Consider the following 24,401-nt stretch of genomic DNA (forward strand, 5'->3'; position numbering starts at 1 on the left):
TTTTTCATGTTTAGCTTACATATGGCATAAATATGAAAGAGGCAGGGAGGAAGCGAAATGAGTGAGGAAAAAGAAAACAAGCCCAAAGATTTGTTCAGCCAATCCGTGGATGTGCTCGGAGAAGACTTCTGGCACGAAATCGGCGAACTGATCCCCAACAGAGGCCCGCGTATAGACGTATACCATACCTCGACAACCGTAGTCGTCATCGCCGAGATCCCCGGTCTGGACAGTCCAGATCAAATCCGCCTCGATTTGGAAGGACAAACATTATGCATTACGGGTGAAATCCCTTGTCTTTATCCCGTCACCGAAAATCGGATCACCCTTAAGGAACGGTTTTTCGGAACATTTCGACGGCACTTGATGCTGCCTAAGCCTGTCACCAAAGAAGGGATCCATGCCCGGTATCATAGAGGGCTGCTGTTGGTAGAAATGCAGATGGATATACAGGCTGCACAAACAGATGTCCCTGTTGAATTCAGTTGATGAGCAAGTAAGGGAGGTATAGACATGTGCCGGATATCTTTCAGTGAGTTCCGGATCGATACCATTTCCTCTTCCTCTGGTGTGTTCGCGGGCAGCAACCGGATTTACAAGTTTAAGCATATTTCCAAAAGCAATCAGGCTTTCGGATCGATCGGCGGCGAAGACTCTCATATTATGGATATCGTGAGTGTGCTGGATGACCGGGACCGTATGGATACCGGCTCGAAAGACAATCCGTAATGCTGTGATGAACCCTTTCCGTAGAAAGAAACCGAACCGCGACATCACGCTTGCGGAAGATGTCCGAGCCCAATATCAAAGTCTGGAGACCAGGTTCCGCCGCTTGGAAGAATCGCTGGAAACGATAAAAAGCAAGTTTCCGCAGGTCACGATCGAGCACGTGCATATTCACCAGCCGGTTCTGGAGAATCTTGAATTCCGGCTGGACGGATTGGATATCGAGCATCTCAGCGGTTCCCTGAATCTCGGCAACAATTTCGGAACGAAAATCAGTCCGCAATCTACAGCAACGGTTGAGAAGAAGGTCAGCAAGGAACCGGCAAGCGAACCCGGCATTACCCGAACGCCATCCGGCTTCCGCTTGAACAATCGGAGGTGACGAACATGTCCTCGTTCTTATCTCCGCAATTCGTGATCGGCTCCATTCGGATCGGATCGGTGGAGAACGCGTCTTGTATCAATATGGGGAATAACTGGCCCACGGCATTTGAAAATCACCAAAAATTGACGCAAGGTTTCGGTTCGGTAAGCGGAGACCGGAATTTGGTAGCCGGTATTCGCTCGCTGCTGAGCGACTCGGACTTTGTAGACATGCTGAACCTCTCGGATTCGGAAGTTCCCGATTGGCTGCGCGGTATCCTATCCGGTCACGCCGACATAAAGTGAAGTAATCGAATGGAGGAAGGGCAGTGAACATATGAACGGCGATTGGAAGCAATGGGCGCTCAATTGGCGGCAATTCCAAAAATCGTTGTTGGATCAAATGCCTTTCGGCGGTGACGGATTGAACCCTAGAGATGTAGAAGGGTTTGTGCAGGATACGATCAACCGTTTTATGCCAAAGACCTTGTTCAATGACTTAGGCAGTGCATCCTTGCATTCCAGCGGCAGGATCAACTTCGAAATTTTTGAGACCCACCGCGCCGTTTTCGTGCGGTGCCGTTTCCCTGAGCGGGTTGTACCCGCCGACATCCGGCTGTTCCTGAATAAGCGCAAATTAAATATTGAAGGCCCGCACGGGACCGAAGAGGTATTATTGCCGGCCGACGTGAAGGCTTCTAGTGCAACAGCCCGTTTTGATGACGGAATATTGGAAATTCGAATGCCGAAATCCAAAGACATCGAACCGTTAAAGGAAATTTTTATTCGAGACAGGAGTTAGTGGGTTCGAACTTAACGGATCAGCACAGGCGCCGGTAATAACGGCGTCTTTTTATTAGGCGATCAAGCAACCTTTGGGCTTTCCGGAATACAATATGGGCAGAAGTCTCTCCACTCGCGGAGGGGAGGTAATGAAGTGATTTTGCCGCAGCAAAAAGCGAACGTGATCTTGAACAAATTGGTGGTAAACGTCATTGAAGATACTTCGGGTATCTTTATCGGCACCAATCAGGCATGGGGCTGGAGCAGTTGCGGAAAAAGCAACTATGGTTTCGGCGTCTTGAAGAACAGCTGTTTGACCCGTTCTTTAAGTATCGTTCAGGATTCCGATATCGTGGATGCTCCCGTGCAAGATATCCGGCATATCGCGTTGACCGAGCAACCGAACAGCGTTCAGCAAGCCTCCGTCGCGTTTCAATCCCTTCGTGCCGAGTCTTTAAACAACGGTTCAGCGATCGGTCTGGGCGAAAATATACAGCTGGGTTGGAGGTCAACCCGCAAAAACAATTACGGTGGAGGAAAACATCAGGGGATCAATCATGTCAACCGTATGGCCAATATCACATTCGATAATGATGGGGTCGACGCGCCGGTTCAAACGGCAGGGACGATCCTTGATACTTCTCCGGTCGTTAAAAATATTCGGATTACGCAAGAAAACCCCGAATAGACGGCTATATAACCGATTCCGCATCATTCGGGGGGTGAAAGCTTGGCAGTTTTTATCTCATTGGCGGCAGGAGCGATCAATGTCAATTCCGTCAACCGCGGAAGCGCGATCGCTGTCGGGGAAATTTCGCAGAACGGATGGAGCCAGGATGGCAAAAACAACTTCGCGAACGGCCAGCTGTTTGGCGTGAACTTTCAAGCGAACATCGTTTCGACCTTGTTCGATCAGGACGTTGTCGATAATCCGATTACTGAAAATCAGCCGACTTCCTCGGTCCAAGGTCAAGCACTATAGAAGGGGAGGAGCTAGGTGGCCGATAAAGAAATTCAACCGTGTGTCCGCTGCGCCAAGCTGCCCGGGGAGAAGGATGCGTATTGTACGGATTGCGGCGCTCCGCTGGTCAACCGTTGCATTGACGAACCCGGGATACTGAAAAAGGGCTGCGGGTGCGTCAATCCGCCCACGGCAGCCTATTGCCATAAATGCGGGGAACCGACAACTTTCAATTTTCACGGCCTTGTCACACCCGCGTATCAAAACGCGAACAAACCGTTTTTCTTCTCTTGACCGACATCAAAAAGGCTGCCGACAACGGCAGCCTGTTCATTTAACGGCGAATCAGCGGATATATCATGGAAAATAGTCCCTTGGCGATGACTTCATGGCCTTCATCATTCGGATGTACCGGCGCGTAACCGCGCGCGACATCCTCGATCCGCCCGTCACGGTAACCGGATATAAGAAGGGGCTCGTTACCGGCGAACCATTGGTCGGTGCGGGCAATCTGACAGCGGTACTTTCCCGCGGACGAAGCGATCAGCCTATTCAAGACGCCAATGGCATTGACCGCAATATTGCTGTTCGGGAACGGATTATATTGGGTGCTCAATAGGATATGTTTCGCGCCCACGGCACGGACCGTTCGGATGATTCGATCTAGTCTACTTTGAAAACGGTTCATGATCTTTTGTATCGGCACCTCTTGCCCTCCAATCATGGACAAGCCGTATGGAATCAGGTCGTTTCCGCCGATCCAGATTGTTACCCAGTCGGAACACGCAACGGCTGATGGGTTCGCGGCGATTACCGCCTCGAGGTCGGCACTTGTCCAACTGGGTTCGGCGATCACGGTGAGACGGGTCTGAATTCCATGGGCCGTCAACATCGACGTGACTCTCGAAGGGTACGCCTTGGAGCGAGAACTGGCATTTTGGCCGAATGTAATGGAATCGCCTAATGCCGTATAGTTACGCATTTCTGCTCACCTTAAGCTTCATCCTGACAGATATGCCATTCTGTGCGGATGGCAGGGATAGGCGGCTTGCATGCCATAGCTGTTCAACAAATCCAGTACAAGGTGAAGGAAATATCCGGCGGCTGCCGAAAGCCATAGATATTGAAAAGGAGTATTTGTCCAATATATTCGCGAGAAGCCCGGCCAATGTGGCGCCAATCGTCAAATGACTGATGCTGTCCAATGTTCCACCTCCGCCAATCCGATGTGAATCTTTACATCATATTAGCGACGGGGCGTCGGAGTATGGACCGTTTCACATGCCCGGGCAACGTTCGTCCGATTTTTTTCAACTTCAAAGCTTGTCTGTGTCGATTACGCAGTTTACCGTTCGTCGCTTTCATAGAGGCCAGATTTACGTGCCCGATCCTAAAGTTGAAAGGAGAATGCGAAGTGAAATTTCTATGTGTGGGGTACTTCGACCGAGCGAAAATGGATGCCCGTCCGGAACAGGAGATCAACGCGGTGATGAGCGAATGCGAGCCGCATCTCGAGGATTTTTACAAGAGCGGCCAAGTGATCATGGATGCAGGACTGGGAAAGGAAACCAAAAGCATGCAGCGGGTGAAAGGAAAGGTGAAGATTACGGACGGGCCGTTCGCCGAAGCCAAGGAAACGATCGGCAGCGTGTTCGTGATCGAAGCAAGGGATATGGAGGACGCGATCCGGGTCGCTTCTTTGCATCCCGCCATTCAAGTAGCGGTTGGAGAGCAGTTTGGATGGCGAGTGGAAATCCGCCCGATCCATCACTTTGAGAAGAGCGAACAGCAGGAATAAGACGAAAAGAGCAGCCCCGCCGAAAGGCGGGGCTTCGTGTTCGTTATGGACGGGGCAGGAACGTCACTTTCGCGGTAAGTTTCCGGTAGATTCGGATAAAGAACATGGGAAGCGCGTCGGCACGGCCGTTCAGCTTCCAAACCGCGTAGCCGACCAGAAAGGACAGCGCCATGGCCCCAGCAATATCTGCGGGATAATGCACGCCCACATAAACTCTCGCGAATCCGGTCAACACAGCGAGTGCCAGCATGATCGCGCCTGTTTTGCGCTTCACGAACAGCAGGCTGAAGGCAAGGGAAAATGCGAACGTCGCATGGTCACTCGGGAATGAAGCGTCCGGCGCGTGCGGAATCAGCTGATGGATGGAGTGGCCGACGAACGGCCGCGGATGATTGACTTCCGGAGAGATGGCGAACGCTGCGATCAGCAGCGAAACGGCAGCCGTCAAACAAGCGTAAAAAACGGCTTTCTGATTGTCGGCTTTGCCTGTCATCCATAGTCCCGCCAACACCACGAGCATGATCCAAACAATATCGTTCGCGCAAAAAATCATGAGATCGTCCATCCAGACGAAGCGGCCGGCCCAATCGTTGATGGTCTGAAACAAACTGAAGTTCATAGGGGTGTGGTTCCTTTCAATTTTTCCCCTTACTATACAGGCCGGTTCTTAACTTTTTATGAACTACTTCCAAATCGCGAGCGGTTTTTCGTTCTTGCTGGTGCCGATCGCCGGCAGTCCGTACATATCCTCGATCGTTCGCAGGACAGAATAATGGTTCGTTTTTTGCTTATAATCGCCTTTCTTCACCATCGGCCCCACAAAAACGGTCGGTATCCGGTTATTTTGGCTCATGTCGTCTTCATCCCATGTCAGGATCAACAGGCTGTTATGCGTCTGCGCCCATTTAACGTAACCGGACAAGTTGTTACGCAGCCAGTCGTCGGCCTGTTTGACCGTACCGTCGTGGATGTCGTGGTCCAGGTTCGGCACGACAATGGAGACGGTCGGCAGTTTGTTATAATCTTTCGGAAAACTCGTGAACGGCATGTTGACGCTGGACGGGACGTTCGAGAAGTTGACCCAAGGATTATGTTTTCTTGCATATTTGAACTTGGAATCGTAGGGTCCTGTAAATCCAATTTTCGGTAAGCTTTCCGAATAGCCGCCGAAAGTGTAGCCTTTTTGGATCAATTCGGATGCGAGATTGGAGGTGTTGAACGTCTTTTTGGGCATTTTGTCCGTGAAGACTCCTTGATTGGATCCGGAAAAAAGGTCCAGATAATTCGGCTGGCTCGGATGCCGTGTGGCGTAATGATTGGCCAGGTTGGCGCCGCTTTTTATCAGTTGATTCATGTACGGGGCCTTCGGGTTGTTGTAGATGGAACGGTAGGAATGGTTTTCTTCGATGACGATCACGATATGATCCGCTTTCACTTGGCGGGCAGCGGTTTGAGTCGGGACGGCGGCATACGTTTGGGTCGGACCGGCCGACTCGGGTTGTTTTGCGGTGCAAGCAGAAACAAATGCAAGAGACAGAATGAGGAGTCTGGCGATCGAGCGTCTGTTCATGCAGTTTCACTCCTTAGGTTGTGTCGAAACGCGCCTTCATTATAGGACAAGCCTCCTCCGCCCCGCAACGGCACACGGACCCGAAATCTCGAAGTTAATAATCATTTAATAGTTGATTCACTCGGGTTTTACTTTTGGACGATAAAGTAAAACTAAAGGCCTATTAGTTGAAATAGAAAGGGGTGGGCTGAGTGAGTCATGATCCTTGCATTGTCATCATCTATTCGACATTTGGCGACGGGCATGTCCAGGCGGCTAAAGCGATCAGACAGACTTTGGCTTCCCGTGGAGTCAAGCGTATTCATATGATCGATTTGTTGGCTGAGGCACATCCTTATTGGAATGCGCTGTCCCGCTTCACTTATTTGAAAAGCACCGTCTATTTTCCGAAGCTGTACGGGTGGAGCTACCGGGTGACGAACCGGGCGAATCCGGATCCGAAGCTCAGCCGGCTGTTTCACTCGATCGGGAAAAGAAAAATGAAGCAGGTGATCGAGGAGCTGCGGCCGGATGCCGTGATTCATACGTTTCCCTATTTGGCGATGTCCGAGATGTGCGGCGAAAAGGGGATCGGCATTCCGACGTTTACCGTATTGACCGACTATGTGCTGCACAGCAGATGGGTTCATCCGCATACCGACCGGTATTTTGTCGCGACGGAGCAATTGAAACAGGCGCTGACGGACGCAGGTATCGGAGAGAACCGGATTGCCGTCAGCGGCATTCCGATCCGGAACGCGTTCGGTAAACCTATGGATAAGCAGGCTTTGTCCGCTAAATACGGGTTGAATCCTGAAAACCGCTATGTATTAATATCGGCAGGCGCTTACGGCGTACTTTCCGATGTTCGAAAAATGGTCCAAGGCGTACTCGAAAATACCGGATTCCATGTTCTGCTCGTTTGCGGCAAAAACCGAAAGCTCCTGCAGGAAATGCAAACGGCATACGAAGGTGAAAATCGAATCCGTGTCATGGGATTTGTCGAGCAGATGGAAGAGTTGATGGCGGTGTCCTCCTGTCTGTTGACCAAAGCCGGAGGAATTACATTGACCGAGGCGTTGTCCGCTTCGCTGCCGGTGATCGTCTACCGGCCGCTGCCCGGCCAAGAAGAAGGAAACGCGGATGTATTGCGTTCTCAGAGCGCGCTTTATACAGCCCACGATTTGGCCGAATTGAAGGAGCGGCTTCGGCAGTTGGAACACGAGTCCGGCCGCAGACGGATGGAGAGAGCGATGAAGGCCGTTTATCGGCCTAACGCCGCCGAGTCCATCGTAGCAGACGTGCTGATGATTATGGAACAATATTCGTATCGCAAGCGGAAATATGCAGTACCGGCGGAAAGGCAGGCTGCACACGCCCATGGCTATTATTAAACGAGCTTTCGCAAGGCCGGGCGTATTCACTCGCCTCGCCGTGCTTCTGTTTCTGATGGAATGGGTGAGGGGAGCCTTTTTGATCGCTTTTTTGCCCGAATATGCGGTATCGCGGTTGGGTTTCGATCTTTCGCTGATCGGATTGGCCGTGTCGGTTCATTATTTGAGCGATACGCTGATCAAAGGGTTCGTGGGCGCTTTGCTGGATCGCTTCTCAGCCAAGGTCGTACTGCACGCCGGATTTTTGCTCGCGATGACGGCGTTCGCGCTGATGATGTTCACCCATGCCGGTTGGATTCTCATTGCGGCGTCGTGTTTGCTGGGGATCGGATTTTCACCGGTCTGGCTCGTCTGCCTGAGTCAGGTACAAGAAGAAAATCGAGCTTCGCAAATGGGCGTGTTGTACATTTATTGGCTCGCCGGCCTGGGACTGGGTCCCGTTTTGTTAAATTTTGTGATGGATCTAGGAGATCAGGCGGCCATGCTCGTATTGACCGCTGCTTTCGCGGCCGGCTGGCTGGTCGTTCGGAAGACGGAAGTTCCGATTTCTTCGATATCATTGCAAATGATGCCGATGCGGCAGCAACTGAACCAGTTGTGGCACGGAATCAAGGGAGCGGGATTCCTGCTGCCGGGCATGCTGCTGCAGACGACTGCCGGAGGCATGCTCGTCCCATTCTTGACGGTATTTGCGACAGAGCGGCTCGGACTGACGCATTCGGAATTCTCCGCCGTCATGATGACCGGTGGTGCGTTCGCTGTTGTCTCAATGGTTCCGATGGGGAAATTGTTCGATTCGTTCGGAGGAAAGTGGTTCCTGGTCGCCGGATTTGGCGCAATTGCGGCGGCGTTGGCGCGTTTGTGCTTCGCTCAATCTTTCGGCGAAGCGGTGGCGCTCGCCATCGTGATCGGCTGTTCGTACGCTGCGCTGCTTCCGGCCTGGAACGCGTTGATGGCCCGCCATGTTCCACAGGAATCGCAGGGCGCGGGGTGGGGAATCTTGACCTCCATTGAAGGGGCGGGTGTTGTCGTCGGACCTTTGCTCGGAAGCTGGCTGGCAGCGGGAGGGCATACGGCGGCACCTTTTTGGACCAGTGCCGTGCTGCTGGGGTTCATCAGTCTCTTTTATTTGGTCGTGCCGTCCGCCAAATTTCAAGTTACACCGGCCATGGCATGATCTTGTTTTTTACGCTCGGATATTTTATGTTTGAACGCAAAGAGTTTAACTGAAGCGGAGATAAGAGCCGATGTCCATCCGTTTGAAATTGCTGTTCTCCTATGCGGCGATGCTCGTCGTTCCGCTGGTGCTCATTGTGTTGACTGCGCTGCTGCTCGTATTCGTCTTTCGCGGCGATCTTCAAAATCTGAGAAGCTTCTATGAAACTCAGATCGAAGGCATCGACGACCATGACTATCATCAGCTGATCAACCATACGATTGCCCGTAACCCGGCGCTCGTGACCGACCCCGGATTTCTGACCACTTTATCGGATGAAATGAAAACCGGGGACCAATTTGTCATTGTGCTCATCGACGGTAATCCGTATTTCGTGTCCAAAGCTATTCAAACACGAACGCAGCTCATATCCCGCCTGCCCGCATTTCATCATTCCGGATATCGGCACGAATGGTCCACGAAGTCGTACGGGAATGAGTTTTTCTCGCTTAGTCAATATGACTTTGTGCCAAAGAGCGGTCAGAGCGGCAGTCTGTATGTCGTCACACAGGTCCAGCCCCTCGTTTATTTTTCACGCAAGTATTTGCCGATTTTGCTGACCTCATTTTTGGTCATCTTGATCTTGACCAACTCTTTGTTGACTTATTTCATGTCAAAGAGCATTATCCGCCCGTTGCGAAAGCTGCATAAAGCCACCCGCAAAATTAAGGAAGGCGACCTTGAATTTCAGGTAGGCGTCGGCGGGAAAGACGAAATCGGCCAACTGGGCGTGGCGTTTGAAGAGATGCGTTCGCAGCTGGAGAAATCGATTCGTCTTCAGCTTCAATATGAGGAAAACCGCAAGGAACTCGTTTCGAATATTTCGCATGATTTAAGAACGCCGATCACCGCCATCAGAGGGTATGTCGACGGCATACTCGACGGTGTGGCGGATTCTCCGGACAAAATCGAGAAATACGTCCGCACGATCTCGGCAAAGGCAGCGGAGATGGACCGGCTGATCGAGCAGCTTTTCCTGTACTCCAAGCTGGATTTGAAACGCCAGCCGTTCTCGTTCGAGCCGATTCCGATCGCCGCGTTTTTAGCCGATTGGGCGGACGAGCTGGAATTCGAGCTAGAGAAAATGCGCATCCGGTTGGAAACGGAAATCAGGTTAGAAGCAAGCGCCCAGGTGCTGGCCGACCGTGACCAATTCAGACGCGTGCTGTCCAACGTGATCCAGAACAGCGTAAATTACATGGACAAAGAAGACAAACGGATTCAGTTGTTCGCATCTTCCGATGGCCATCACGTGAGGATTCAAATTGAAGATAACGGTCCGGGTATTGAACGAGAAGCGCTCCGCTATGTATTCGACCGATTCTACCGGGCGGAACAGTCCCGCAGCGCCGATACCGGAGGCAGCGGGCTGGGACTCGCCATCGCGAAGCAAATTATGGAGGAACATGGCGGGGAGATTCGGGCGGAGAGCGAGTATGGACAAGGAACGCGGATTCTTTTGTTGCTGCCGGTGAGGAAGGAAGGTGACAGAGCGTGAAACAAATACTGATCGTGGAAGACGAGCGAACCATTGCCGAACTGCAGCGCGACTATTTGGAGGTCAACGGATTTCACACCGATATTGCGGCCAACGGGGAAGTTGGCCTTGAGATGGCGCTTTCCGGGAAGTATGACCTCATCGTGCTCGACGTCATGCTGCCGAAGATGAACGGCTTCGACGTCTGCAAACAAATCCGCGAACAAATGGACATCCCGATTTTAATGGTCACCGCCCGGCGAGAGGATATCGACGTCGTCCGGGGTTTGGGTTTGGGAGCCGACGATTACTTGACGAAGCCGTTTAAGCCCGCCGAGTTGGTGGCGCGCGTCAAGGCGCATATGAACCGGTATGAACGGCTGATCGGAAGCCGAGGGGCGACCAGCGAAGTCGAAATCCGCGGCCTTCGGCTCGATCCGGATTCCCGGCGGGCGTTCGTCCGCGACGAAGAAATTACGCTCACGAACAAAGAGTTTGATTTGCTGCATTTTCTGGCGATTCACCCGAACCGGGTATTCAGCAAGGATCAGCTGTTCGAACGGATCTGGGGGATCGACGCGATGGGCGATACCCAAACGGTAACCGTCCATATCCGTAAAATCCGGGAAAAAATCGAAACGGACTCGGCCAACCCGCAGTTTATCGAGACGGTGTGGGGAGCCGGATACCGTTTTCGGATGTGACGCTTCTCACGAGATAAATTCCTGAATCTTCTGCAGATAATATTCTTTCTCCAAATCCTGATCCATCGTTTCCTGCAGCTTCAGTAATAATTCCGGCGGGCGGTCGAGGCTGTCGAAGTATCGGACCATTCGGTTATAAAATCTTCTAGGAAATGCGAGATAGGAAAAAAACAACTTCCATTCGTCGGGCGCAAGCGGAGCAGGAATTCGAGACATGTAGGCATAAAGGAATCTGTTGACGACGGCGGGGTTCCAGCGATAAGCACTTGCGTGATACTGCAGCAATTGTGCAAGATCCATGACCCGTTCCGCATACGTCAAGGTCTCAAAGTCAATAAACCATATCTTGTTCTGATGGTCGACTAATATATTTTTATGATGCAATCCGGCGTGACATAAAACAGCGGCGTCCGGACATCTGGCCGACAAGCGTTGCGGTGAACAGCAACGAATAGACTCCAGGGCCCAGTTACACCGGTAGAACAGGAAATCTAGTATTTTATTTTCCTCCGGTTTGTTCCTGTACCGTTTCCATTGTCGTAGCTTTCGGAGCGCTTCCGCCAGGAAGCCTTTCCGTTTCCCCCATTCGAAGCGGGGGCTTTCCGTAGGGGGGATGATTCCTTGAGCGGATCGGTGGAAATCGGCCAGAGCCCATCCAATGCTTGCCAAATTGGGGTAACTCAGCTTGGGGACTTCGGGAAGTTCGACCCATTTTTCCATAAAATAAGTTTGGTTGTCATGGATGACAAGATAGCTTCCTCGGATCGTACGCAGAAAAGAAGGGATTCGATCAAATCCGCCCAGTCGGATTCGGTCAAGTAAACGGGCAACCAACGGCAAGTCCGGAAGCTCTTCCGCATTCTTAAAGCCGAACGCACCGTAAGGAGTGAACACCTTATAGATCGCTCTTACTTTTTGCAGCGACAGAACCGGAAGTCCGTAATGCTCCTGGACCAGCGTTTGAATGATCTCCGGGTCTAATTGAACTTCTGCTCGTATCATATCGAATACCTTAATTTGGCAAACATTTGCAGATACTTTTCAAAACAAGACAGCAAGGCCATATAAGGCGGCTTCGGATTCAGTTCCGGCTTCTTCCGGCGAAGAACCGCTAACGCGGTATCACGGCTGTAACCGAATCTCTGCATGTAGAATGCAGTCAAAATAAAGCCCAGCCGATTAATGCCCGCCGTGTCATGAACATACAAGGTGTTTCCATTGTCCAGTAATACATTCATCAGACGGGTCTTGTCAACGACCCAGTGTAAATCAGGAGCGGCTTTATCCAAAATAGGCGCCCACAACAACAATCGTCCGGTGACGTCAATTGGCGGTTGATCCGGCTCGGTGCGAAGGTTTAAGACGGCGTGAATATGCTCCGCGACAAATTGCCAGCCTCCACGGTCCAATTTTCCGCCCGCGTACAGGCGATTTGGAATGATCGTATAAATCGTCATATCCGGGCAGACTCCATTCCTATCCTCATTTAATCCATCGTATGTTCCGTCATATTGTCCCGTTCGGCAATGTATCCTTGATCCATTAAGTATTGAATGACGGCTGAGGCGGACTCGGCCGGCGAGTATTGGTCGGTTGGAATGGTCATTTCCGGCAAGGCGGGCTCTTCATAGTAGTGAATCGTATCCGGATATCGCACGTATTTCGTTTTGTCATCCCGCTGCAGACGAGTTTCGAGAGAGCATTTTAAGTAGATTTCTACATACCGCTCGATCTGGGTTCGAGCCGCTACTCTCATCTGTTCGAATCTTCCGACGGAGGCGATGAGGACGATAACCTTGTACTTCGACAATAATTTGGCAATAAAGATGAGGTTCGAACATTTTTGTTTTTGCCTGGTTGTCCAGTCTGGGCTGAGCTCCTTGGTCAGAGAACGGGGAAGCTCATCGCTGTCGAGACGTTCGACCGCATATCCCATCGCTTCCAGTTTCTCTGCGACGAGTCTGCTGACCGTTGATTTGCCCGAGTTCGGCAAACCGGTGAACCATACGACCATTCCCTGGTTCATGAGTCCGCAACTCCTTTCACCAAAGTACTATAGTATACTCGGATGGAAGGAGAACGATTGGACAGGTTGTCTAGATGAATGATGATTTATTCACCGTTTTGCAGATAGCCGCGCTCAGTGAACAGGCGTAGGATGAGCTCTGTGGCTTCGGGAATGGGGACTCGACTCGTGTCGATGGCCAAATCGGGATTTTCAGGCTCTTCATAAACATGAAAATAATCGGGATGAGAGACATATTTGCCGGTAACGTCCCTTTGCAAACGGACTTCTAACGGGCACTTCAAGTAAATTTCCAAATAGTCGGAAACTTGGCTTCTCAGCAATTCCCTCCATTTGCTGAATCTCCCGACTGAGGAAATCAGGACGTAATAGCCGTTCTCCATCAACAGCTTCGAAAGGAAAATCAAATTTTCATTTTTCCGCTGCTGTCGTTCTTCCCAGCTGTGACCCTCCGGCTTGATGATGCCCATCGGCAATGTATCGCTGTCCAACCGGATCGCCTTGCAGCCCCTGTGTTGTAATAGTTTCTCTATTGATTTGGTCAGCGTTGTTTTGCCCGATTTCGAATGTCCGGTGAACCAAATGATGACCCCGTTCGGCATGTTCACATCTCCTCTCCGCGTATGAGCAGAATATGCTTCGTGGATTGTCAAGCTCCACTGGTTTATCATAAATAGACAGGCCGGTTGATGGGAGGATTGATGAGCGTAATTGAACGATTAAAGGCTAGAGCGAAAGAAATCAAAAACAATATTTTTGTCTTGTTTTTGGCATACAAAGATCCCCGCGTTCCCTGGTATGCCAAGGTGTTCGGCGCGGCAGTCGTGGCCTACGCCTTCAGCCCGATCGATCTGATCCCCGATTTCATTCCGTTACTCGGCTATTTGGACGATCTCATCTTGGTTCCGCTTGGCATTGCGCTGGCTTTAAAAATGATACCGGATCCCGTGTTGGCGGATTGCAAGGCGAAGGCGGAGGAAATACGAAAGAACGGGAAACCGAAGAATTGGACGATGGCCGTCATTTTTATATTGGTATGGGTTGCGCTCGCGATTTGGGCGGGGTGGCTCGTCTACAAGTAGTCCGTCCATTCGTGCACAAACCGGTGCAGTCTACCGATTCCCTCGTCAATTTCTTCATCACGGACATTTCCGTAGCCCAGCAAAATTTGATGGGTGCGGCGCCCTTTTACCAAACAATAGTCTTCTACACCATGAACCTTGACTCCATACTCCACAGACCGCAGCCAATCTATGTTATCGGGGGCAAGGGGGAATTCCACTTGGATATGCATCCCCGCTTCATCGCCTCGAATGACGGCATCATCGCCAAAATGACGCTTTAAAGCATCAATCAACAAGGTGCGGCGATTACGGTAGATGGCTTTCATTTTATGGATATGACGATCCAATCGCCCATCCCGGATAAACCGGGCGAGGGCGATTTGGGGGACGGAGGGGGAACGGAGGTTCAGTTCTTCCCTTAATCGCACGAAATGGCTCACCAAGCGGCGAGGAAGGACCAGGAAGCCGATTCGCAGTCCAGGAGCAAGCGTCTTGCTGAACGTTCCTACATAAATGACCCGATCGGGATTTAACGTGTAAAGCGGAGGAATGGGTACGCCTTTCAAGCGGAAATCGCCATCATAATCGTCCTCAATGATATAGGAATCGGCTTTCTCAGCAAGCCTTACCGCATGCTGCCGGCGTTGGATCGGTAAAATGCTGCCGCTCGGAAAATGATGAGAAGGCGTGAGCAGCATCAAATGGCCGTCCTGAAAGCAGGAGATTTCGTGCAGTTTCATACCGGTCTCGTCGACATCTACCGGAGTAATTCGATAGTTTGTCTGTCTGAATATGTTGGATGTAAATTCAATCGTCGGATCCTCGAGATAGATGGCTGCAAATTCCGCACGCAGGGCTTTGGCGATCAACGAGAACCCTTCCGAAGAGCCGGACACGATCATGATCTGTTCCGGAGAGCCGTACATCCCCCTCGTTCGATACAAATAAGCCGAAATTTCCGACCTCAGATCTTCCTCTCCGCGAATATCTCCATAATCGAAAAGAACACTTGGACTATCCTCCGCCGCCGCTTTCCAATACTTGGCCCACTCTTTTTGGGGGAAACTCCGCAAATCAGGCGTACCGGTCAAGAACGGGATCGTATCCTCATGAACGAGCGGACTCGATTTCGCGACCCGATCGGAAGGCTTTGCTGCACCGTGATTGCCGGAAGCCATGGACAGGATCCCTTCCGCCACGAAAGTTCCAGAGCCGGTCTGTCCGATTAAATAACCTTCGGCGATCAATTGCTCATACGCGTCGATCGCGACGTTGCGCGCAATGCCGAATTCTTGTGCCAATTTCCGGGTAGGCGGAAGGCGCGTTCCTGTCACCAGCTCGCCGCTCTCAATTTTTTGCCGGATTTGACTGCAAAGCTGGGCCGTTACCGACATTTCCGATGATCGATCCACATAAATGCCGAACATGGCAAACCTCCGATTGGCTCCTAAAAATTCATGATAAGTGGCGCTAAAAGTAACCAATTTCTCTCATTATAATAACTTTAAATCCAGTGAGGGAAGGGTGGTAAAAGATGATGCAAAAAAGAAGGCTGGGGAAATCGGAAATCGAGGTGAGCCCGCTCGGATTCGGATGCTGGGCGATCGGCGGTCCGTTTTGGCTGGACGGATTACCGGATGGCTGGGGGGAGGTTGATGATCGCGAATCGATTCGTGCGATCGAACGAGCTTTGACGCTCGGCATTCAGTTCTTCGACACGGCGGATGTATACGGCACCGGGCATAGCGAAGAGGTGCTCGGGCAAGCTTTGAAGGGACGCCGGCATGAGGCGGTCATCGCCACCAAATTCGGTTTCACTTACGATACGGCTAGCCGCAACGTTTTCACGAAAGTGGACGTGACACCGAGTTACATCCGATCCGCTTGCGAAGCTTCGCTGAAACGGCTGGCAACTGATTATATCGACTTATACCAAATCCACGCCGGAGGCGTTCCGTTCGAGCAGCTTGATTCTGTAATCGATACGCTGGAACAACTGGAACGGAAAGGGTGGATTCGCGCATACGGCTGGAGCACGGACGATACGGAGCGGGCTGAAGCATTCGCCAAGCGCTCTTCTGCAGCATCCATCCAGCATCCCTTTAACGTGCTGATCGGGGAATCCGATATGGTGGATTTGTGCGAGAAGTATAAGTTGAGCAGCGTGAATAATTCCCCTCTTGCTATGGGACTGTTGAGCGGCAAGTTTAATCCAGCGACCCAACTGCCGGCTGATGACGTGCGGGGGAGCCGGCACGAATGGGTTCTCTATTTTCAGAACGGCAAGCCGAAAGCCGAATATTTGGCTATGCTGGAGTCCTTGCGCGAAATATTGACGTCCGGTCAACGAAGCTTGGTCCAGGGTGCGCTTGCTTGGATTTGGGGCAAAAGCGGCTGTACGATCCCGATTCCCGGCTTAAAAACCGTCAAACAGGTGGAAGAAGCGGCGAAGGCGATGGAATTCGGACCGCTTACTCCGGCGCAGTTGAAAGAAATCGACGAAATTCGGCGATAAATTTGTGTGTAATAAAGCATTGACTTAATTAAGAAAATCCTTTATTGTGAAATCAACGATCCAAACGATACGGCAAAAGAAACGACAGCGCATGGGATCACATGAACACCGAAAGGAGAGGAAAGCACGAGCTGTATGCCTAACGATATATTTTCCGCACTCGCCGATCCGACCCGCCGCAAAATCATGGAGATGCTTGCCGACCATGACGAGTTTCCCGCATCTGAGATCCACAACCGGTTCGAAGTCAGTCCGCAGGCGATCTCCCAACACTTGAAGATTCTCCGCGAGGCGAATTTGGTACATGTGGAAAAAAGGGCGCAGCAACGGATTTATCGGATCAATACGGAGACGATGATGGATTTGGAAGAATGGACCAAGAACATGAGACAGCGGTGGAGCAGACGACTGGATAAGCTGGAAGCAGTCTTGAAGGCTGAAATGCAGAATAAAGCCGCTGCGCAAACCGGGCAGGAGGAAACCGAATCATGAACCCGAACGCGAACAAACAGGACCTCGTCATCACCCGCGTTTTCGACATCCCGGTCGAGATGGTCTGGCAAGGCTGGACCAATCCGAAGCTGGTGACGCTTTGGTGGGGGCCGGCGAATTATACTTCCCCGCGATGCGAAATCGACTTGCGCGAAGGCGGCCGATACTTGTTCTGTATGCGAGCGCCGGAGGAACAGGGCGGCCAGGATTTTTTTTCCACAGGCGTTTATACCAAAATTGTTCCTCTGGAGCGTCTGGAGTTTACACAACGTCTGTCCGACAAGGATGGGAATCCGATCCATCCTTCACAAGCGGGCATGCCGCCGGATTTCCCGGAGGAAGTGAAGTTCGAAATCGAATTCAAAGCGGTCGGCAGCAACAGGACCGAACTGAAGATAACGGAACATGGCTGGACGCCGGGACAAATGTCCAAATATGCCGAAATCGGCATGAATCAATCGCTTGATAAGTTTACGGCAAAAATCCAAATAAAAGGAGACTGAAAAATGAAGAAGGTTCAGAAAATCACCCCTTATCTGTGGTTTATCGATCAAGCGGAAGAGGCCATTAACCTGTATGTATCGGTTTTCAATGATTCGAAAATCGTGAGCGTGACCCGCTTTGGGGAACAAGGGCCTGGACCGGCCGGACAGCTGATGTCCGCGACGTTCGAACTGGAAGGCCAACCGTTCATGGCCTTGAACGGCGGCCCTCAATTTAAGTTCAACGAGGCGATTTCATTCTTCGTCAGCTGTGAGACGCAGCAGGAAGTCGACGAGCTGTGGACGAAGCTGACCGCAGACGGCGGGGAAGAAGGAAGATGCGGCTGGCTTAAAGACAAATTCGGCGTCTCGTGGCAAATCGTTCCGACCGTTCTAAATGAGTTGATGCAGGACCAAGATGCCGAGAAATCGAACCGCGTCATGCAGGCGATGTTCACCATGAACAAGCTGGACATTGAAAGATTAAAACAAGCTGCCTATCAAACCGCGGCAAATTGAACGAAAAGGGCTGTCCCATGGGGCAGCCCTTTCTTGCGAGCACATCTACGTTTGATATTCGAACTGCTTGGCGTATAGGTTCGCGTACGTACCATCGCGTGCCAGCAAGGTGTGGTGTGTCCCTTGTTCAACGATTCCGTCTTCCGTCAGGACGAGAATTCTTTGCGCGCTGCGGATTGTAGAAAGCCGATGTGCGATCACGATCGTCGTTCGTCCCTCAGCCAATTTATCCAACGATTCTTTCACAATACTTTCACTCTCGTTATCCAGCGCACTTGTCGCTTCGTCCAAGAGGAGAACCGGCGGATTTTTCAGGAACAGGCGAGCGATGCTAAGCCGCTGCTTCTGGCCGCCGGAGAGTCTGACACCGCGTTGTCCAATTTCAGAATGATAGCCGAACGGCAAGCTCATGATGAATTCATGGGCGTTCGCGTGCTTGGCGGCTTCGATAATTTCCTCTTCGCTGGCCTCCGGCTTCCCGTAACGGATGTTATCCAGAACGGTCCCGTCAAACAGGTAAACGTCCTGCTGTACGAGTCCGACGTTGCTTCGCAACGATGTGAGCTCGAGATCGCGGACGTTGACGCCATCCAGCAGCACTTCTCCGTCCGACACATCATAAAAACGGGGGATGAGCGAGCACAAGGTCGTTTTTCCCGCGCCGGACGGACCCACGATGGCGATAAACTCTCCCGGCTGCACGCGAAACGACAAGTTGGAGAGCACATCATTCGAACGGTCCCCATAACGAAAAGTAACTTGCCTGAACTCGATTGCTCCCCGCACTTCCGGCAAGACGATCGCTTCCGGCTTGTTCTCTATGGTCGGCTTCAGATTCATGATTTCCATGAAGCGCTGGAATCCGGTAATCCCTTCTTGCAGCTGTGTGCTCATATGTGCCAGCTTTTGGATGGGCTCGATCATGAAACCGATATACAGCAGAAAGGTAATCAAATCTGCTAAATCCAACTGCTGATGGACGATATTAACGCTGCCATAGAACACAACCGTTAGCGTAATCAGCTGCAGCAAAGTCTCGAACACATTGTAAAAAACAGCTTCCGTCTTATACGTATGAATACGGCTGTCCAGAAACCGTTGGTTCTCCCGGTTAAACTTCTCCATCTCCGTGCGTTCACCCGCGAACGATTGAACGACACGAATGCCTGCGAGACTGTCTTCCACCTGTGCGTTGACGTCCCCGATCCGCTCTTTGTTTCGCCGCAAAGCTTTGTTCAGCCTTTTATTGAAATAGAAGGCCAAGCAGCCCAATATCGGAAAAAAGCAAAATACGGCAATCGTCAGCGGCGCATTAATGGAATACAAAATGAAGAAAGAGCCGATCAGGCGAACCAAGGATTTGATATAATCCTCCGGACCGTGATGGTACAACTCGGACAGCAAGTGCAGATCGTTCGTGATCCGGGACATGAGTTGCCCCGTCTTCTGCTTATCGTAGAAGTCGAAGGACAGCATCTGCAGGTGAGAGAACAGCTCGGCGCGCAAATCGCTTTCCATGCGGGCGCCGATTTCATGACCCTTGTAGTCCATGAAGTAATAGGCGGCATTTTGAATCACGACGAGCAGAAGCGCCAGCCCGCCGATCTCGTACACTTTGCTCAGGGCCTGGGTCAAGTCACCCGCCAGCACATCTTTCGTGATATATCTTACGAGCAGCGGGAATACGAGGGCCGCAGCGGTGGCAATGAAAGCGCAAGCCAATGTCGCGATAAAAACGGCGAGATAAGGTTTGTAATAGGAGAAAAATTTTTTTACCGGAAATGACATAAGATACCCCTTTATGTGTTTAGTAACACCTATAAGGGGGCACACCGTTTACAGTTTCATAAAAGTGTTCCACCCTTATCGGCTTGGATGGCGGCTCGATATGTCTTCGTTCTCATGAGAATGACCTCCTTGAAGATAATTACTTCCATTATAAAAAATTACCCGCATGTAAGGATCCGTACATATGGTTTAAATTGTTTTTTCCCATTTACATTGCCGGATTGAAGTCGCTCCAGCGGATGGCACGGCAACGAGCATTGTTTTGCACAAATAAAGATTGGGTGGCGAAAAATTCGTCCGGCCTAATCTTGGTACACCTTCACTGATGTTTTATGCGGACAATGTGGAGGAGCTGCGCAACGACTTCACCAGCAAAGATATGAAAGTCGGAGTTTTGGTCAGTTTCCCGTCCGGCGACTGTTTTTTTATTTCCGCGTTTGAAAACGACCGGCTTTCCAAAATGTGACCATTGTCCTAGGCCTTCGTTCCCCGTTATAATGCTACAAGCAAAGGGGGACGATCATTTTGAAAACGAAAATCTTCGCCATCCTCTTGGTGCTCCTTCTTGCGGGCACCTCGATTTCTATACCTGCCGCCGATGCGGCAACGAAGTTGAAAGCCGGTGCTTCGAACGGCGACGTGTGGGACTTGCAGTATCGATTGAAGGCGATGGGTTACTTTAACCAGCCGTTGGACGGCCATTTCGGCGCTCATACCCGGTCGGCGTTGATCCGGTTCCAGAAAGCTTACGGGCTGACGGTAGACGGAGTGGCAGGAGCCAAGACGTGGAAACAACTGAGAAAATACTCCTTAAACCTGAAGGAGATGGACATTCTCGCCCGGGTAGTTTACAGCGAAGCCCGAGGAGAGCCGTATAAAGGCCAAGTAGCCGTAGCTGCGGTCGTCATGAATCGGATTCAGTCGGGCAAGTTCCCGAGCAATATTCAGGACGTTGTATTCCAGCCGTGGGCATTTACCGCGGTAAACGACGGCCAATTCTGGTTGACGCCGAACCGTTCCGCCTACCTGGCCGCACTGGATGCAGTCCGCGGATGGGACCCTTCCAAAGGCTCCCTTTACTATTTCAATCCGGACACGGCAACCAGCGAATGGATATGGTCGCGTCCTCAGAAGTTGAAAATCGGCCGCCATATTTTTGCCGGATAACCTCAATACGTCATAAAAAGCACCCTTTATTGTAGACATGGAAAACACGGCTAAGTGTTACCGATGAAACTATAAGGGGTGTCTTTTGTATGCGAGGTTCCTCGAAGTCATTAATTCCTTGTTATCAATCTTAAGTTTTCGTTATATCCACTCTCCACATGGTTCTTTATGCTAAGAACGAAAGCGCATCCAAACATACAGATGGAGGGTTACAATGAACAAGAGTAGAAAACGCTGGTTCGGCGGCGGATTGACGCTGGCGCTGGCCGCATCGCTTCTGGCCGGTTGCGGCGGAAACTCCGACAACAATTCGGCATCGGGAAGCAATTCGCCATCGGCGCCGGCCGCATCGGGCAGCGCGGCTGCCAAACCGTTCGAAGGCAAGTCGATTAATCTGGTAACGGCAAACCATCCGTGGGCTGAGGCGATCAAGCCTCTGATTCCGGATTTCGAAGCTGCCACCGGGATGAAAGTGAACGTGGAAAGCTTCTTCGAGGATCAGCTCACGCAGAAGTTGACCGTACAATTCACCGCCGGTTCGGAGACTCCCGACGTATTCATGTTCCGTCCGCTCCAGGAAGGCAAGCTGTTCTTCAAGAACGGATGGCTTCATCCGTTGGATGAGTATGTGAACAAAGATCCGAACTATGATTTTGCGGACATTTCCAAATCTGCCGTTGGTACGGCCACGGTGGACGGCAAGATTGCCGGCATCCCGATCATTACGGAGCAAGAAATTCTTTACTACCGCAAAGATCTGCTTCAAGCAGCGGGTATCGAAGTGCCGAAGACGATCGATGAACTGGTCGTGGCAGCCAAGAAGCTTCACGATCCGAGCAAAGGAATGTACGGCTTCGTTGCGCGTGGGCAGCGCTCTCCGCTGGTTACCCAAGTCTCCTCGTTCCTTTACGGGGAAGGCGCAGACTTCTTGAAGGACGACAAGGCGACGATCAATACACCTGAAGCGGTGAAGGCGTTTACGACTTACGGAACGCTGCTTAAAGACTACGGTCCTCCCGGAGTCCTCAACATGTCTTGGCCGCAAGCGTTCGGTATTTTCGGACAAGGGAAAGTCGCTTTCCTAACCGATGCAAACTCGCTTTATAAGAATGCCACGGACCCGGCGAAATCGCAGGTCGCCGACAAGGTCGGATTCGCTCCGTTCCCTGCCGGATCTGCTGGTTCCAAGCCGTACAACATCACTTCTTGGGGCCTCGCGGTCAACGCCAAATCGGCAGACAAAGAAGCGGCATGGGAATTCATCAAATGGGCGACGAGCAAAGAAATCGTGCTGAAGACGCAAGAGAAAGGCAATCCCGGAGCGCGCGCCTCCGTATGGGATAACCCGGAAGGCACAACCGGATTCCCGCCTGAGCTTGTTGCTGTAATCAAGGAAAGCGTCAAGGGCGGAGTCGACCATGACCGTCCGACAGTCATCAACGTTGGCGAAGCTCGCGACGCCGTCGGAGAAATCGTCCAGAAGATCATGACGGGCGAGAAGAATATCCAGCCGGTAGCCGACAAGGCCAACGAAGCGCTGCAAGCGATCATCGATCAGGACAAAAACAAATAAAGGCTGACAACAGCCAAACGATCAAAAGGGTCATTCGACATGACCCTTTTGATCTAGGAGAAAGGAGAGAGCCGGTTTGTACACCAGCTGGTTTGACCGCAACTTGAAGTGGATTTACGTGCTCCCTGCCGTTATTTTTGTCCTGGTCATGATGCTTTTTCCTATTCTTTATACAGTCAGGATCAGTTTCTTCGAATGGAGCATGTCCGCCATTACCCCGCCGAAGTGGGTGGGGTTCGATAATTATAAGACCCTCCTGACGCAAGAAAGATTTTGGAAGGCTACAGGTCATACGATTTCTTTCACCTTAGTGGCAATGGTGCTGGAAGTGATCCTGGGCGTGGCGATCGCTATGCTGCTCTCGAGGCAGTTCCGGGGTAAAAATTTTGTCAAAACCGTATTTCTGCTGCCCATGGTCGCCACGCCGGTGGCAATGGGATTGGTATGGCTTCTCATTTACGAACCGACGATCGGCGCGGCAAACATGCTGCTCAAATCCATGGGTCTGAAGCCGCTGCTGTGGCTCGCCTCACCCAATCAGGCACTTTCTTCGCTGATTATTGTAGACGTATGGCAATGGACACCCATGATCGCTCTGATCGTCATGGCGGGACTGGCTACGATTCCAAGCGAACCCTATGAAGCCGCGGACGTGGACGGGGCGGGGAGATGGCGCAAATTCGTCTCCATCACGCTGCCGCTCCTGAAACCGACCATTTTGGTCGCCGCTATGCTTCGCTTAATCGATGTTTTGAAAACGTTTGACATTATTTATGCCACGACCCAAGGCGGTCCCAACCTGTCCACGGAAACGCTGAATATTTACGGCTATGTATTGGGTTTCCAATACTTCAAGCTCGGAACGGCTTCGTCTCTGTTGGTCCTGTTCTTCGGACTCGTCATGGGCCTCACACTGTTCATGATCTGGATGAGGAAGAGAATGGAGGGCCAGTATGACTAAAAGAAAACGGACAGCCGCGCTCATCTTCGGCCTGCTTACGGCTCTCGTATTGCTCGCCTTCGCGTTCCCTTTTATTTGGATGCTGCTGGCTTCTTTCAAAACCCAATCGCAAATTATGTCGGAAGGCCAATTGCTTTTCTTTAAGCCGACGACACATAATTATACGAGTGTTTTTAAAGAATACGACTTCTTGAAGTACATCGTGAACAGCCTCATCATCGGACTTGGCTCCACGTTGCTTGCGCTGCTGCTCGGGCTTCCGGCCGCTTATGCCATCGCGAGACATCACATGCACAAGCTGAGCCTGGTGATTCTGGTGGCCAGGATCATCCCCGGGATCACCTTCCTGATCCCCTGGTTCATTCTGTTCTCGAAAATCCATCTCGTCGACACCTACACGGCGCTGATCCTGAGCCACATGCTGGTGGGACTGCCGTTCATTATTTGGATCATGATTTCTTTCTTCGAGGCGCTCCCCAAGGAGATCGAGGAAGCAGGTCTCATTGACGGATGCAATCATCACCAGGTCTTCTTGCGGGTCATCATGCCGATCTCCGGACCGGGAGTGATTACGGCGTCGCTGCTGTCCTTCATCTTTTCATGGAACAATTTCATGTTCTCGATTATTTTGGCAGGGGACAAGACGAAGCCGCTTCCGGTTGCCGTGTTTAATTTTATGTCTTACTCGGAAATCAATTGGGGCGCTCTGATGGCGGCCGCCTGTATCATCACGCTTCCGGTTCTCATTATCGCGCTGTTGGCTCAGCGTTATGTCGTCAGCGGCTTGGCGGCGGGAGCGGTTAAAGGTTAAGATGGCGCAATAGACAGCAGGGATGACGGGGA

At 51.5% G+C, this 24,401-nt stretch carries 32 protein-coding genes; 22 read left to right on the plus strand and 10 right to left on the minus strand.

Translation table 11 applies throughout. The features are described 5' to 3' along the window. Window positions 1-57: 57 nt before the first annotated feature. The 8 genes from E5161_RS01270 (at window position 58) to E5161_RS01305 (ending at window position 3,127) form a co-directional block, all read left to right on the plus strand. Window positions 58-489, plus strand: coding sequence for an Hsp20/alpha crystallin family protein (locus E5161_RS01270; RefSeq protein ID WP_136775777.1), 432 nt, complete (start codon window positions 58-60; stop codon window positions 487-489). Between the two features lie 24 nt (window positions 490-513). Beyond that, complete coding sequence (locus E5161_RS20640; protein WP_169306542.1) at window positions 514-729, plus strand: hypothetical protein; 216 nt, start codon at window positions 514-516, stop codon at window positions 727-729. Beyond that, complete coding sequence (locus E5161_RS01280) at window positions 686-1,108, plus strand: hypothetical protein (protein ID WP_136775778.1); 423 nt, start codon at window positions 686-688, stop codon at window positions 1,106-1,108. Before E5161_RS20640 ends, E5161_RS01280 begins: the two co-directional genes overlap by 44 nt. Before the next feature lie 5 nt (window positions 1,109-1,113). Beyond that, window positions 1,114-1,395, plus strand: coding sequence for a hypothetical protein (locus E5161_RS01285; RefSeq protein WP_136775779.1), 282 nt, complete (start codon window positions 1,114-1,116; stop codon window positions 1,393-1,395). A gap of 31 nt (window positions 1,396-1,426) precedes the next feature. Beyond that, window positions 1,427-1,891 carry an Hsp20/alpha crystallin family protein gene (locus E5161_RS01290; RefSeq protein WP_136775780.1) on the plus strand — a complete coding sequence of 155 codons (465 nt, stop codon included), beginning with the start codon at window positions 1,427-1,429 and terminating at the stop codon, window positions 1,889-1,891. Between the two features lie 135 nt (window positions 1,892-2,026). After that, complete coding sequence (locus E5161_RS01295; RefSeq protein ID WP_136775781.1) at window positions 2,027-2,560, plus strand: hypothetical protein; 534 nt, start codon at window positions 2,027-2,029, stop codon at window positions 2,558-2,560. A 42-nt stretch (window positions 2,561-2,602) separates the two neighbouring features. Beyond that, on the plus strand, window positions 2,603-2,854 hold the full coding sequence (locus tag E5161_RS01300; RefSeq protein ID WP_136775782.1) for a hypothetical protein: 252 nt from the start codon (window positions 2,603-2,605) through the stop codon (window positions 2,852-2,854). A gap of 15 nt (window positions 2,855-2,869) precedes the next feature. Further along, entirely contained in the window at window positions 2,870-3,127 is a 258-nt protein-coding gene (locus tag E5161_RS01305; protein ID WP_136775783.1) for a hypothetical protein, read from the plus strand. 40 nt (window positions 3,128-3,167) lie between these two features. Here E5161_RS01305 and E5161_RS01310 read toward each other — a convergent pair whose 3' ends face one another. Both E5161_RS01310 and E5161_RS21375 read right to left on the minus strand, forming a co-directional pair. Beyond that, window positions 3,168-3,815: an SGNH/GDSL hydrolase family protein gene (locus E5161_RS01310; RefSeq protein ID WP_136775784.1), complete on the minus strand. Its 648-nt coding sequence runs from the start codon at window positions 3,813-3,815 to the stop codon at window positions 3,168-3,170. Window positions 3,816-3,833: 18 nt separating this feature from the next. After that, window positions 3,834-4,013, minus strand: a complete 180-nt coding sequence (locus E5161_RS21375) for a metal-dependent hydrolase (protein ID WP_136775785.1) — start codon at window positions 4,011-4,013, stop codon at window positions 3,834-3,836. A 234-nt stretch (window positions 4,014-4,247) separates the two neighbouring features. Here E5161_RS21375 and E5161_RS01320 point away from each other — a divergent pair, with 234 nt between their 5' ends. Beyond that, the gene (locus tag E5161_RS01320) at window positions 4,248-4,631 is read left to right on the plus strand and encodes a YciI family protein (protein WP_136775786.1); all 384 of its coding nucleotides are present in this window, start codon (window positions 4,248-4,250) and stop codon (window positions 4,629-4,631) included. 43 nt (window positions 4,632-4,674) lie between these two features. Here the strand turns inward: E5161_RS01320 and E5161_RS01325 are convergent, their stop codons facing one another. Together E5161_RS01325 and E5161_RS01330 are read right to left on the minus strand one after the other, a co-directional pair. Further along, window positions 4,675-5,250: an undecaprenyl-diphosphatase gene (locus E5161_RS01325; RefSeq protein WP_136775787.1), complete on the minus strand. Its 576-nt coding sequence runs from the start codon at window positions 5,248-5,250 to the stop codon at window positions 4,675-4,677. Window positions 5,251-5,313: 63 nt separating this feature from the next. Then, the gene (locus E5161_RS01330; RefSeq protein WP_136775788.1) at window positions 5,314-6,201 is read right to left on the minus strand and encodes an alkaline phosphatase family protein; all 888 of its coding nucleotides are present in this window, start codon (window positions 6,199-6,201) and stop codon (window positions 5,314-5,316) included. A 191-nt stretch (window positions 6,202-6,392) separates the two neighbouring features. Here E5161_RS01330 and E5161_RS01335 point away from each other — a divergent pair, with 191 nt between their 5' ends. The 4 genes from E5161_RS01335 to E5161_RS01350 all read left to right on the plus strand — a co-directional run bounded on the left by E5161_RS01335 (window position 6,393) and on the right by E5161_RS01350 (window position 10,971). Further along, complete coding sequence (locus tag E5161_RS01335; protein WP_136775789.1) at window positions 6,393-7,574, plus strand: MGDG synthase family glycosyltransferase; 1,182 nt, start codon at window positions 6,393-6,395, stop codon at window positions 7,572-7,574. Beyond that, window positions 7,561-8,751, plus strand: coding sequence for an MFS transporter (locus E5161_RS01340; protein WP_136775790.1), 1,191 nt, complete (start codon window positions 7,561-7,563; stop codon window positions 8,749-8,751). Before E5161_RS01335 ends, E5161_RS01340 begins: the two co-directional genes overlap by 14 nt. Window positions 8,752-8,821: 70 nt before the next feature. Beyond that, the gene (locus E5161_RS01345) at window positions 8,822-10,288 is read left to right on the plus strand and encodes a sensor histidine kinase (RefSeq protein ID WP_136775791.1); all 1,467 of its coding nucleotides are present in this window, start codon (window positions 8,822-8,824) and stop codon (window positions 10,286-10,288) included. Beyond that, a complete protein-coding gene (locus E5161_RS01350; protein ID WP_136775792.1) occupies window positions 10,285-10,971 on the plus strand; it encodes a response regulator transcription factor in 687 nt (228 codons plus the stop codon). The genes E5161_RS01345 and E5161_RS01350 overlap by 4 nt, the downstream gene beginning before the upstream one ends. Window positions 10,972-10,977: 6 nt before the next feature. On the opposite strand, the gene E5161_RS01355 is transcribed toward E5161_RS01350, so the two are convergent. From E5161_RS01355 to E5161_RS01370, 4 genes are all read right to left on the minus strand, one after another. After that, window positions 10,978-11,973: a phosphotransferase gene (locus tag E5161_RS01355; protein WP_136775793.1), complete on the minus strand. Its 996-nt coding sequence runs from the start codon at window positions 11,971-11,973 to the stop codon at window positions 10,978-10,980. Continuing rightward, window positions 11,970-12,428: a protein-tyrosine phosphatase family protein gene (locus E5161_RS01360; protein WP_136775794.1), complete on the minus strand. Its 459-nt coding sequence runs from the start codon at window positions 12,426-12,428 to the stop codon at window positions 11,970-11,972. Before E5161_RS01360 ends, E5161_RS01355 begins: the two co-directional genes overlap by 4 nt. Window positions 12,429-12,457: 29 nt before the next feature. Then, complete coding sequence (locus tag E5161_RS01365) at window positions 12,458-12,997, minus strand: adenylyl-sulfate kinase (protein ID WP_136775795.1); 540 nt, start codon at window positions 12,995-12,997, stop codon at window positions 12,458-12,460. 86 nt (window positions 12,998-13,083) lie between these two features. Next, the gene (locus E5161_RS01370; RefSeq protein ID WP_169306543.1) at window positions 13,084-13,599 is read right to left on the minus strand and encodes an adenylyl-sulfate kinase; all 516 of its coding nucleotides are present in this window, start codon (window positions 13,597-13,599) and stop codon (window positions 13,084-13,086) included. A gap of 99 nt (window positions 13,600-13,698) precedes the next feature. Here E5161_RS01370 and E5161_RS01375 point away from each other — a divergent pair, with 99 nt between their 5' ends. Continuing rightward, window positions 13,699-14,079 (plus strand): YkvA family protein, encoded by a 381-nt coding sequence (locus tag E5161_RS01375; protein ID WP_136775797.1) that lies wholly within the window; start codon window positions 13,699-13,701, stop codon window positions 14,077-14,079. Here E5161_RS01375 and pdxR read toward each other — a convergent pair. Further along, on the minus strand, window positions 14,070-15,488 hold the full coding sequence (pdxR, locus tag E5161_RS01380; protein ID WP_136775798.1) for a MocR-like pyridoxine biosynthesis transcription factor PdxR: 1,419 nt from the start codon (window positions 15,486-15,488) through the stop codon (window positions 14,070-14,072). The genes E5161_RS01375 and pdxR overlap by 10 nt on opposite strands. 107 nt (window positions 15,489-15,595) lie before the next feature. Here pdxR and E5161_RS01385 point away from each other — a divergent pair, with 107 nt between their 5' ends. The 4 genes from E5161_RS01385 (at window position 15,596) to E5161_RS01400 (ending at window position 18,069) form a co-directional block, all read left to right on the plus strand. Continuing rightward, on the plus strand, window positions 15,596-16,576 hold the full coding sequence (locus E5161_RS01385) for an aldo/keto reductase (RefSeq protein WP_136775799.1): 981 nt from the start codon (window positions 15,596-15,598) through the stop codon (window positions 16,574-16,576). A gap of 135 nt (window positions 16,577-16,711) precedes the next feature. Continuing rightward, window positions 16,712-17,068, plus strand: coding sequence for an ArsR/SmtB family transcription factor (locus tag E5161_RS01390; RefSeq protein WP_136775800.1), 357 nt, complete (start codon window positions 16,712-16,714; stop codon window positions 17,066-17,068). Continuing rightward, window positions 17,065-17,571: an SRPBCC family protein gene (locus E5161_RS01395; protein WP_136775801.1), complete on the plus strand. Its 507-nt coding sequence runs from the start codon at window positions 17,065-17,067 to the stop codon at window positions 17,569-17,571. Before E5161_RS01390 ends, E5161_RS01395 begins: the two co-directional genes overlap by 4 nt. 3 nt (window positions 17,572-17,574) lie before the next feature. Then, window positions 17,575-18,069 (plus strand): VOC family protein, encoded by a 495-nt coding sequence (locus tag E5161_RS01400; RefSeq protein WP_136775802.1) that lies wholly within the window; start codon window positions 17,575-17,577, stop codon window positions 18,067-18,069. A 45-nt stretch (window positions 18,070-18,114) separates the two neighbouring features. Here the strand turns inward: E5161_RS01400 and E5161_RS01405 are convergent, their stop codons facing one another. Continuing rightward, on the minus strand, window positions 18,115-19,857 hold the full coding sequence (locus E5161_RS01405; protein WP_136775803.1) for an ABC transporter ATP-binding protein: 1,743 nt from the start codon (window positions 19,855-19,857) through the stop codon (window positions 18,115-18,117). 525 nt (window positions 19,858-20,382) lie between these two features. On the opposite strand from E5161_RS01405, the gene sleB reads away from it, so the two are divergent. The 4 genes from sleB (at window position 20,383) to E5161_RS01425 (ending at window position 24,369) form a co-directional block, all read left to right on the plus strand. Continuing rightward, complete coding sequence (gene sleB, locus E5161_RS01410; protein ID WP_425456422.1) at window positions 20,383-21,024, plus strand: spore cortex-lytic enzyme; 642 nt, start codon at window positions 20,383-20,385, stop codon at window positions 21,022-21,024. A gap of 214 nt (window positions 21,025-21,238) precedes the next feature. Beyond that, complete coding sequence (locus E5161_RS01415; RefSeq protein WP_136775805.1) at window positions 21,239-22,597, plus strand: ABC transporter substrate-binding protein; 1,359 nt, start codon at window positions 21,239-21,241, stop codon at window positions 22,595-22,597. 76 nt (window positions 22,598-22,673) lie between these two features. After that, a complete protein-coding gene (locus E5161_RS01420) occupies window positions 22,674-23,558 on the plus strand; it encodes a carbohydrate ABC transporter permease (protein ID WP_136775806.1) in 885 nt (294 codons plus the stop codon). Beyond that, window positions 23,551-24,369, plus strand: a complete 819-nt coding sequence (locus E5161_RS01425; RefSeq protein WP_136775807.1) for a carbohydrate ABC transporter permease — start codon at window positions 23,551-23,553, stop codon at window positions 24,367-24,369. Before E5161_RS01420 ends, E5161_RS01425 begins: the two co-directional genes overlap by 8 nt. Window positions 24,370-24,401 lie beyond the last annotated feature (32 nt).

The sequence above is a fragment of the Cohnella pontilimi genome (genome assembly GCF_005049045.1).
Lineage (GTDB): Bacteria > Bacillota > Bacilli > Paenibacillales > Paenibacillaceae > Cohnella > Cohnella pontilimi.

Excerpts from the sequence above, each read along its gene's own strand:
- E5161_RS01270 (WP_136775777.1), top strand. The coding sequence starts at position 58 with ATGAGTGAGGAAAAAGAAAACAAGCCCAAAGATTTGTTCAGCCAATCC.
- E5161_RS20640 (WP_169306542.1), top strand. The coding sequence starts at position 514 with ATGTGCCGGATATCTTTCAGTGAGTTCCGGATCGATACCATTTCCTCT.
- E5161_RS01280 (WP_136775778.1), top strand. The coding sequence starts at position 686 with ATGACCGGGACCGTATGGATACCGGCTCGAAAGACAATCCGTAATGCT.
- E5161_RS01285 (WP_136775779.1), top strand. The coding sequence starts at position 1,114 with ATGTCCTCGTTCTTATCTCCGCAATTCGTGATCGGCTCCATTCGGATC.
- E5161_RS01290 (WP_136775780.1), top strand. The coding sequence starts at position 1,427 with ATGAACGGCGATTGGAAGCAATGGGCGCTCAATTGGCGGCAATTCCAA.
- E5161_RS01310 (WP_136775784.1), bottom strand. The coding sequence starts at position 3,815 with ATGCGTAACTATACGGCATTAGGCGATTCCATTACATTCGGCCAAAAT.
- E5161_RS01325 (WP_136775787.1), bottom strand. The coding sequence starts at position 5,250 with ATGAACTTCAGTTTGTTTCAGACCATCAACGATTGGGCCGGCCGCTTC.
- E5161_RS01330 (WP_136775788.1), bottom strand. The coding sequence starts at position 6,201 with ATGAACAGACGCTCGATCGCCAGACTCCTCATTCTGTCTCTTGCATTT.
- E5161_RS01340 (WP_136775790.1), top strand. The coding sequence starts at position 7,561 with ATGGCTATTATTAAACGAGCTTTCGCAAGGCCGGGCGTATTCACTCGC.
- E5161_RS01345 (WP_136775791.1), top strand. The coding sequence starts at position 8,822 with ATGTCCATCCGTTTGAAATTGCTGTTCTCCTATGCGGCGATGCTCGTC.
- E5161_RS01355 (WP_136775793.1), bottom strand. The coding sequence starts at position 11,973 with ATGATACGAGCAGAAGTTCAATTAGACCCGGAGATCATTCAAACGCTG.
- E5161_RS01360 (WP_136775794.1), bottom strand. The coding sequence starts at position 12,428 with ATGACGATTTATACGATCATTCCAAATCGCCTGTACGCGGGCGGAAAA.
- E5161_RS01365 (WP_136775795.1), bottom strand. The coding sequence starts at position 12,997 with ATGAACCAGGGAATGGTCGTATGGTTCACCGGTTTGCCGAACTCGGGC.
- E5161_RS01370 (WP_169306543.1), bottom strand. The coding sequence starts at position 13,599 with ATGCCGAACGGGGTCATCATTTGGTTCACCGGACATTCGAAATCGGGC.
- E5161_RS01375 (WP_136775797.1), top strand. The coding sequence starts at position 13,699 with ATGAGCGTAATTGAACGATTAAAGGCTAGAGCGAAAGAAATCAAAAAC.
- pdxR (WP_136775798.1), bottom strand. The coding sequence starts at position 15,488 with ATGTTCGGCATTTATGTGGATCGATCATCGGAAATGTCGGTAACGGCC.
- E5161_RS01385 (WP_136775799.1), top strand. The coding sequence starts at position 15,596 with ATGATGCAAAAAAGAAGGCTGGGGAAATCGGAAATCGAGGTGAGCCCG.
- E5161_RS01390 (WP_136775800.1), top strand. The coding sequence starts at position 16,712 with ATGCCTAACGATATATTTTCCGCACTCGCCGATCCGACCCGCCGCAAA.
- E5161_RS01395 (WP_136775801.1), top strand. The coding sequence starts at position 17,065 with ATGAACCCGAACGCGAACAAACAGGACCTCGTCATCACCCGCGTTTTC.
- E5161_RS01400 (WP_136775802.1), top strand. The coding sequence starts at position 17,575 with ATGAAGAAGGTTCAGAAAATCACCCCTTATCTGTGGTTTATCGATCAA.
- E5161_RS01405 (WP_136775803.1), bottom strand. The coding sequence starts at position 19,857 with ATGTCATTTCCGGTAAAAAAATTTTTCTCCTATTACAAACCTTATCTC.
- E5161_RS01415 (WP_136775805.1), top strand. The coding sequence starts at position 21,239 with ATGAACAAGAGTAGAAAACGCTGGTTCGGCGGCGGATTGACGCTGGCG.
- E5161_RS01425 (WP_136775807.1), top strand. The coding sequence starts at position 23,551 with ATGACTAAAAGAAAACGGACAGCCGCGCTCATCTTCGGCCTGCTTACG.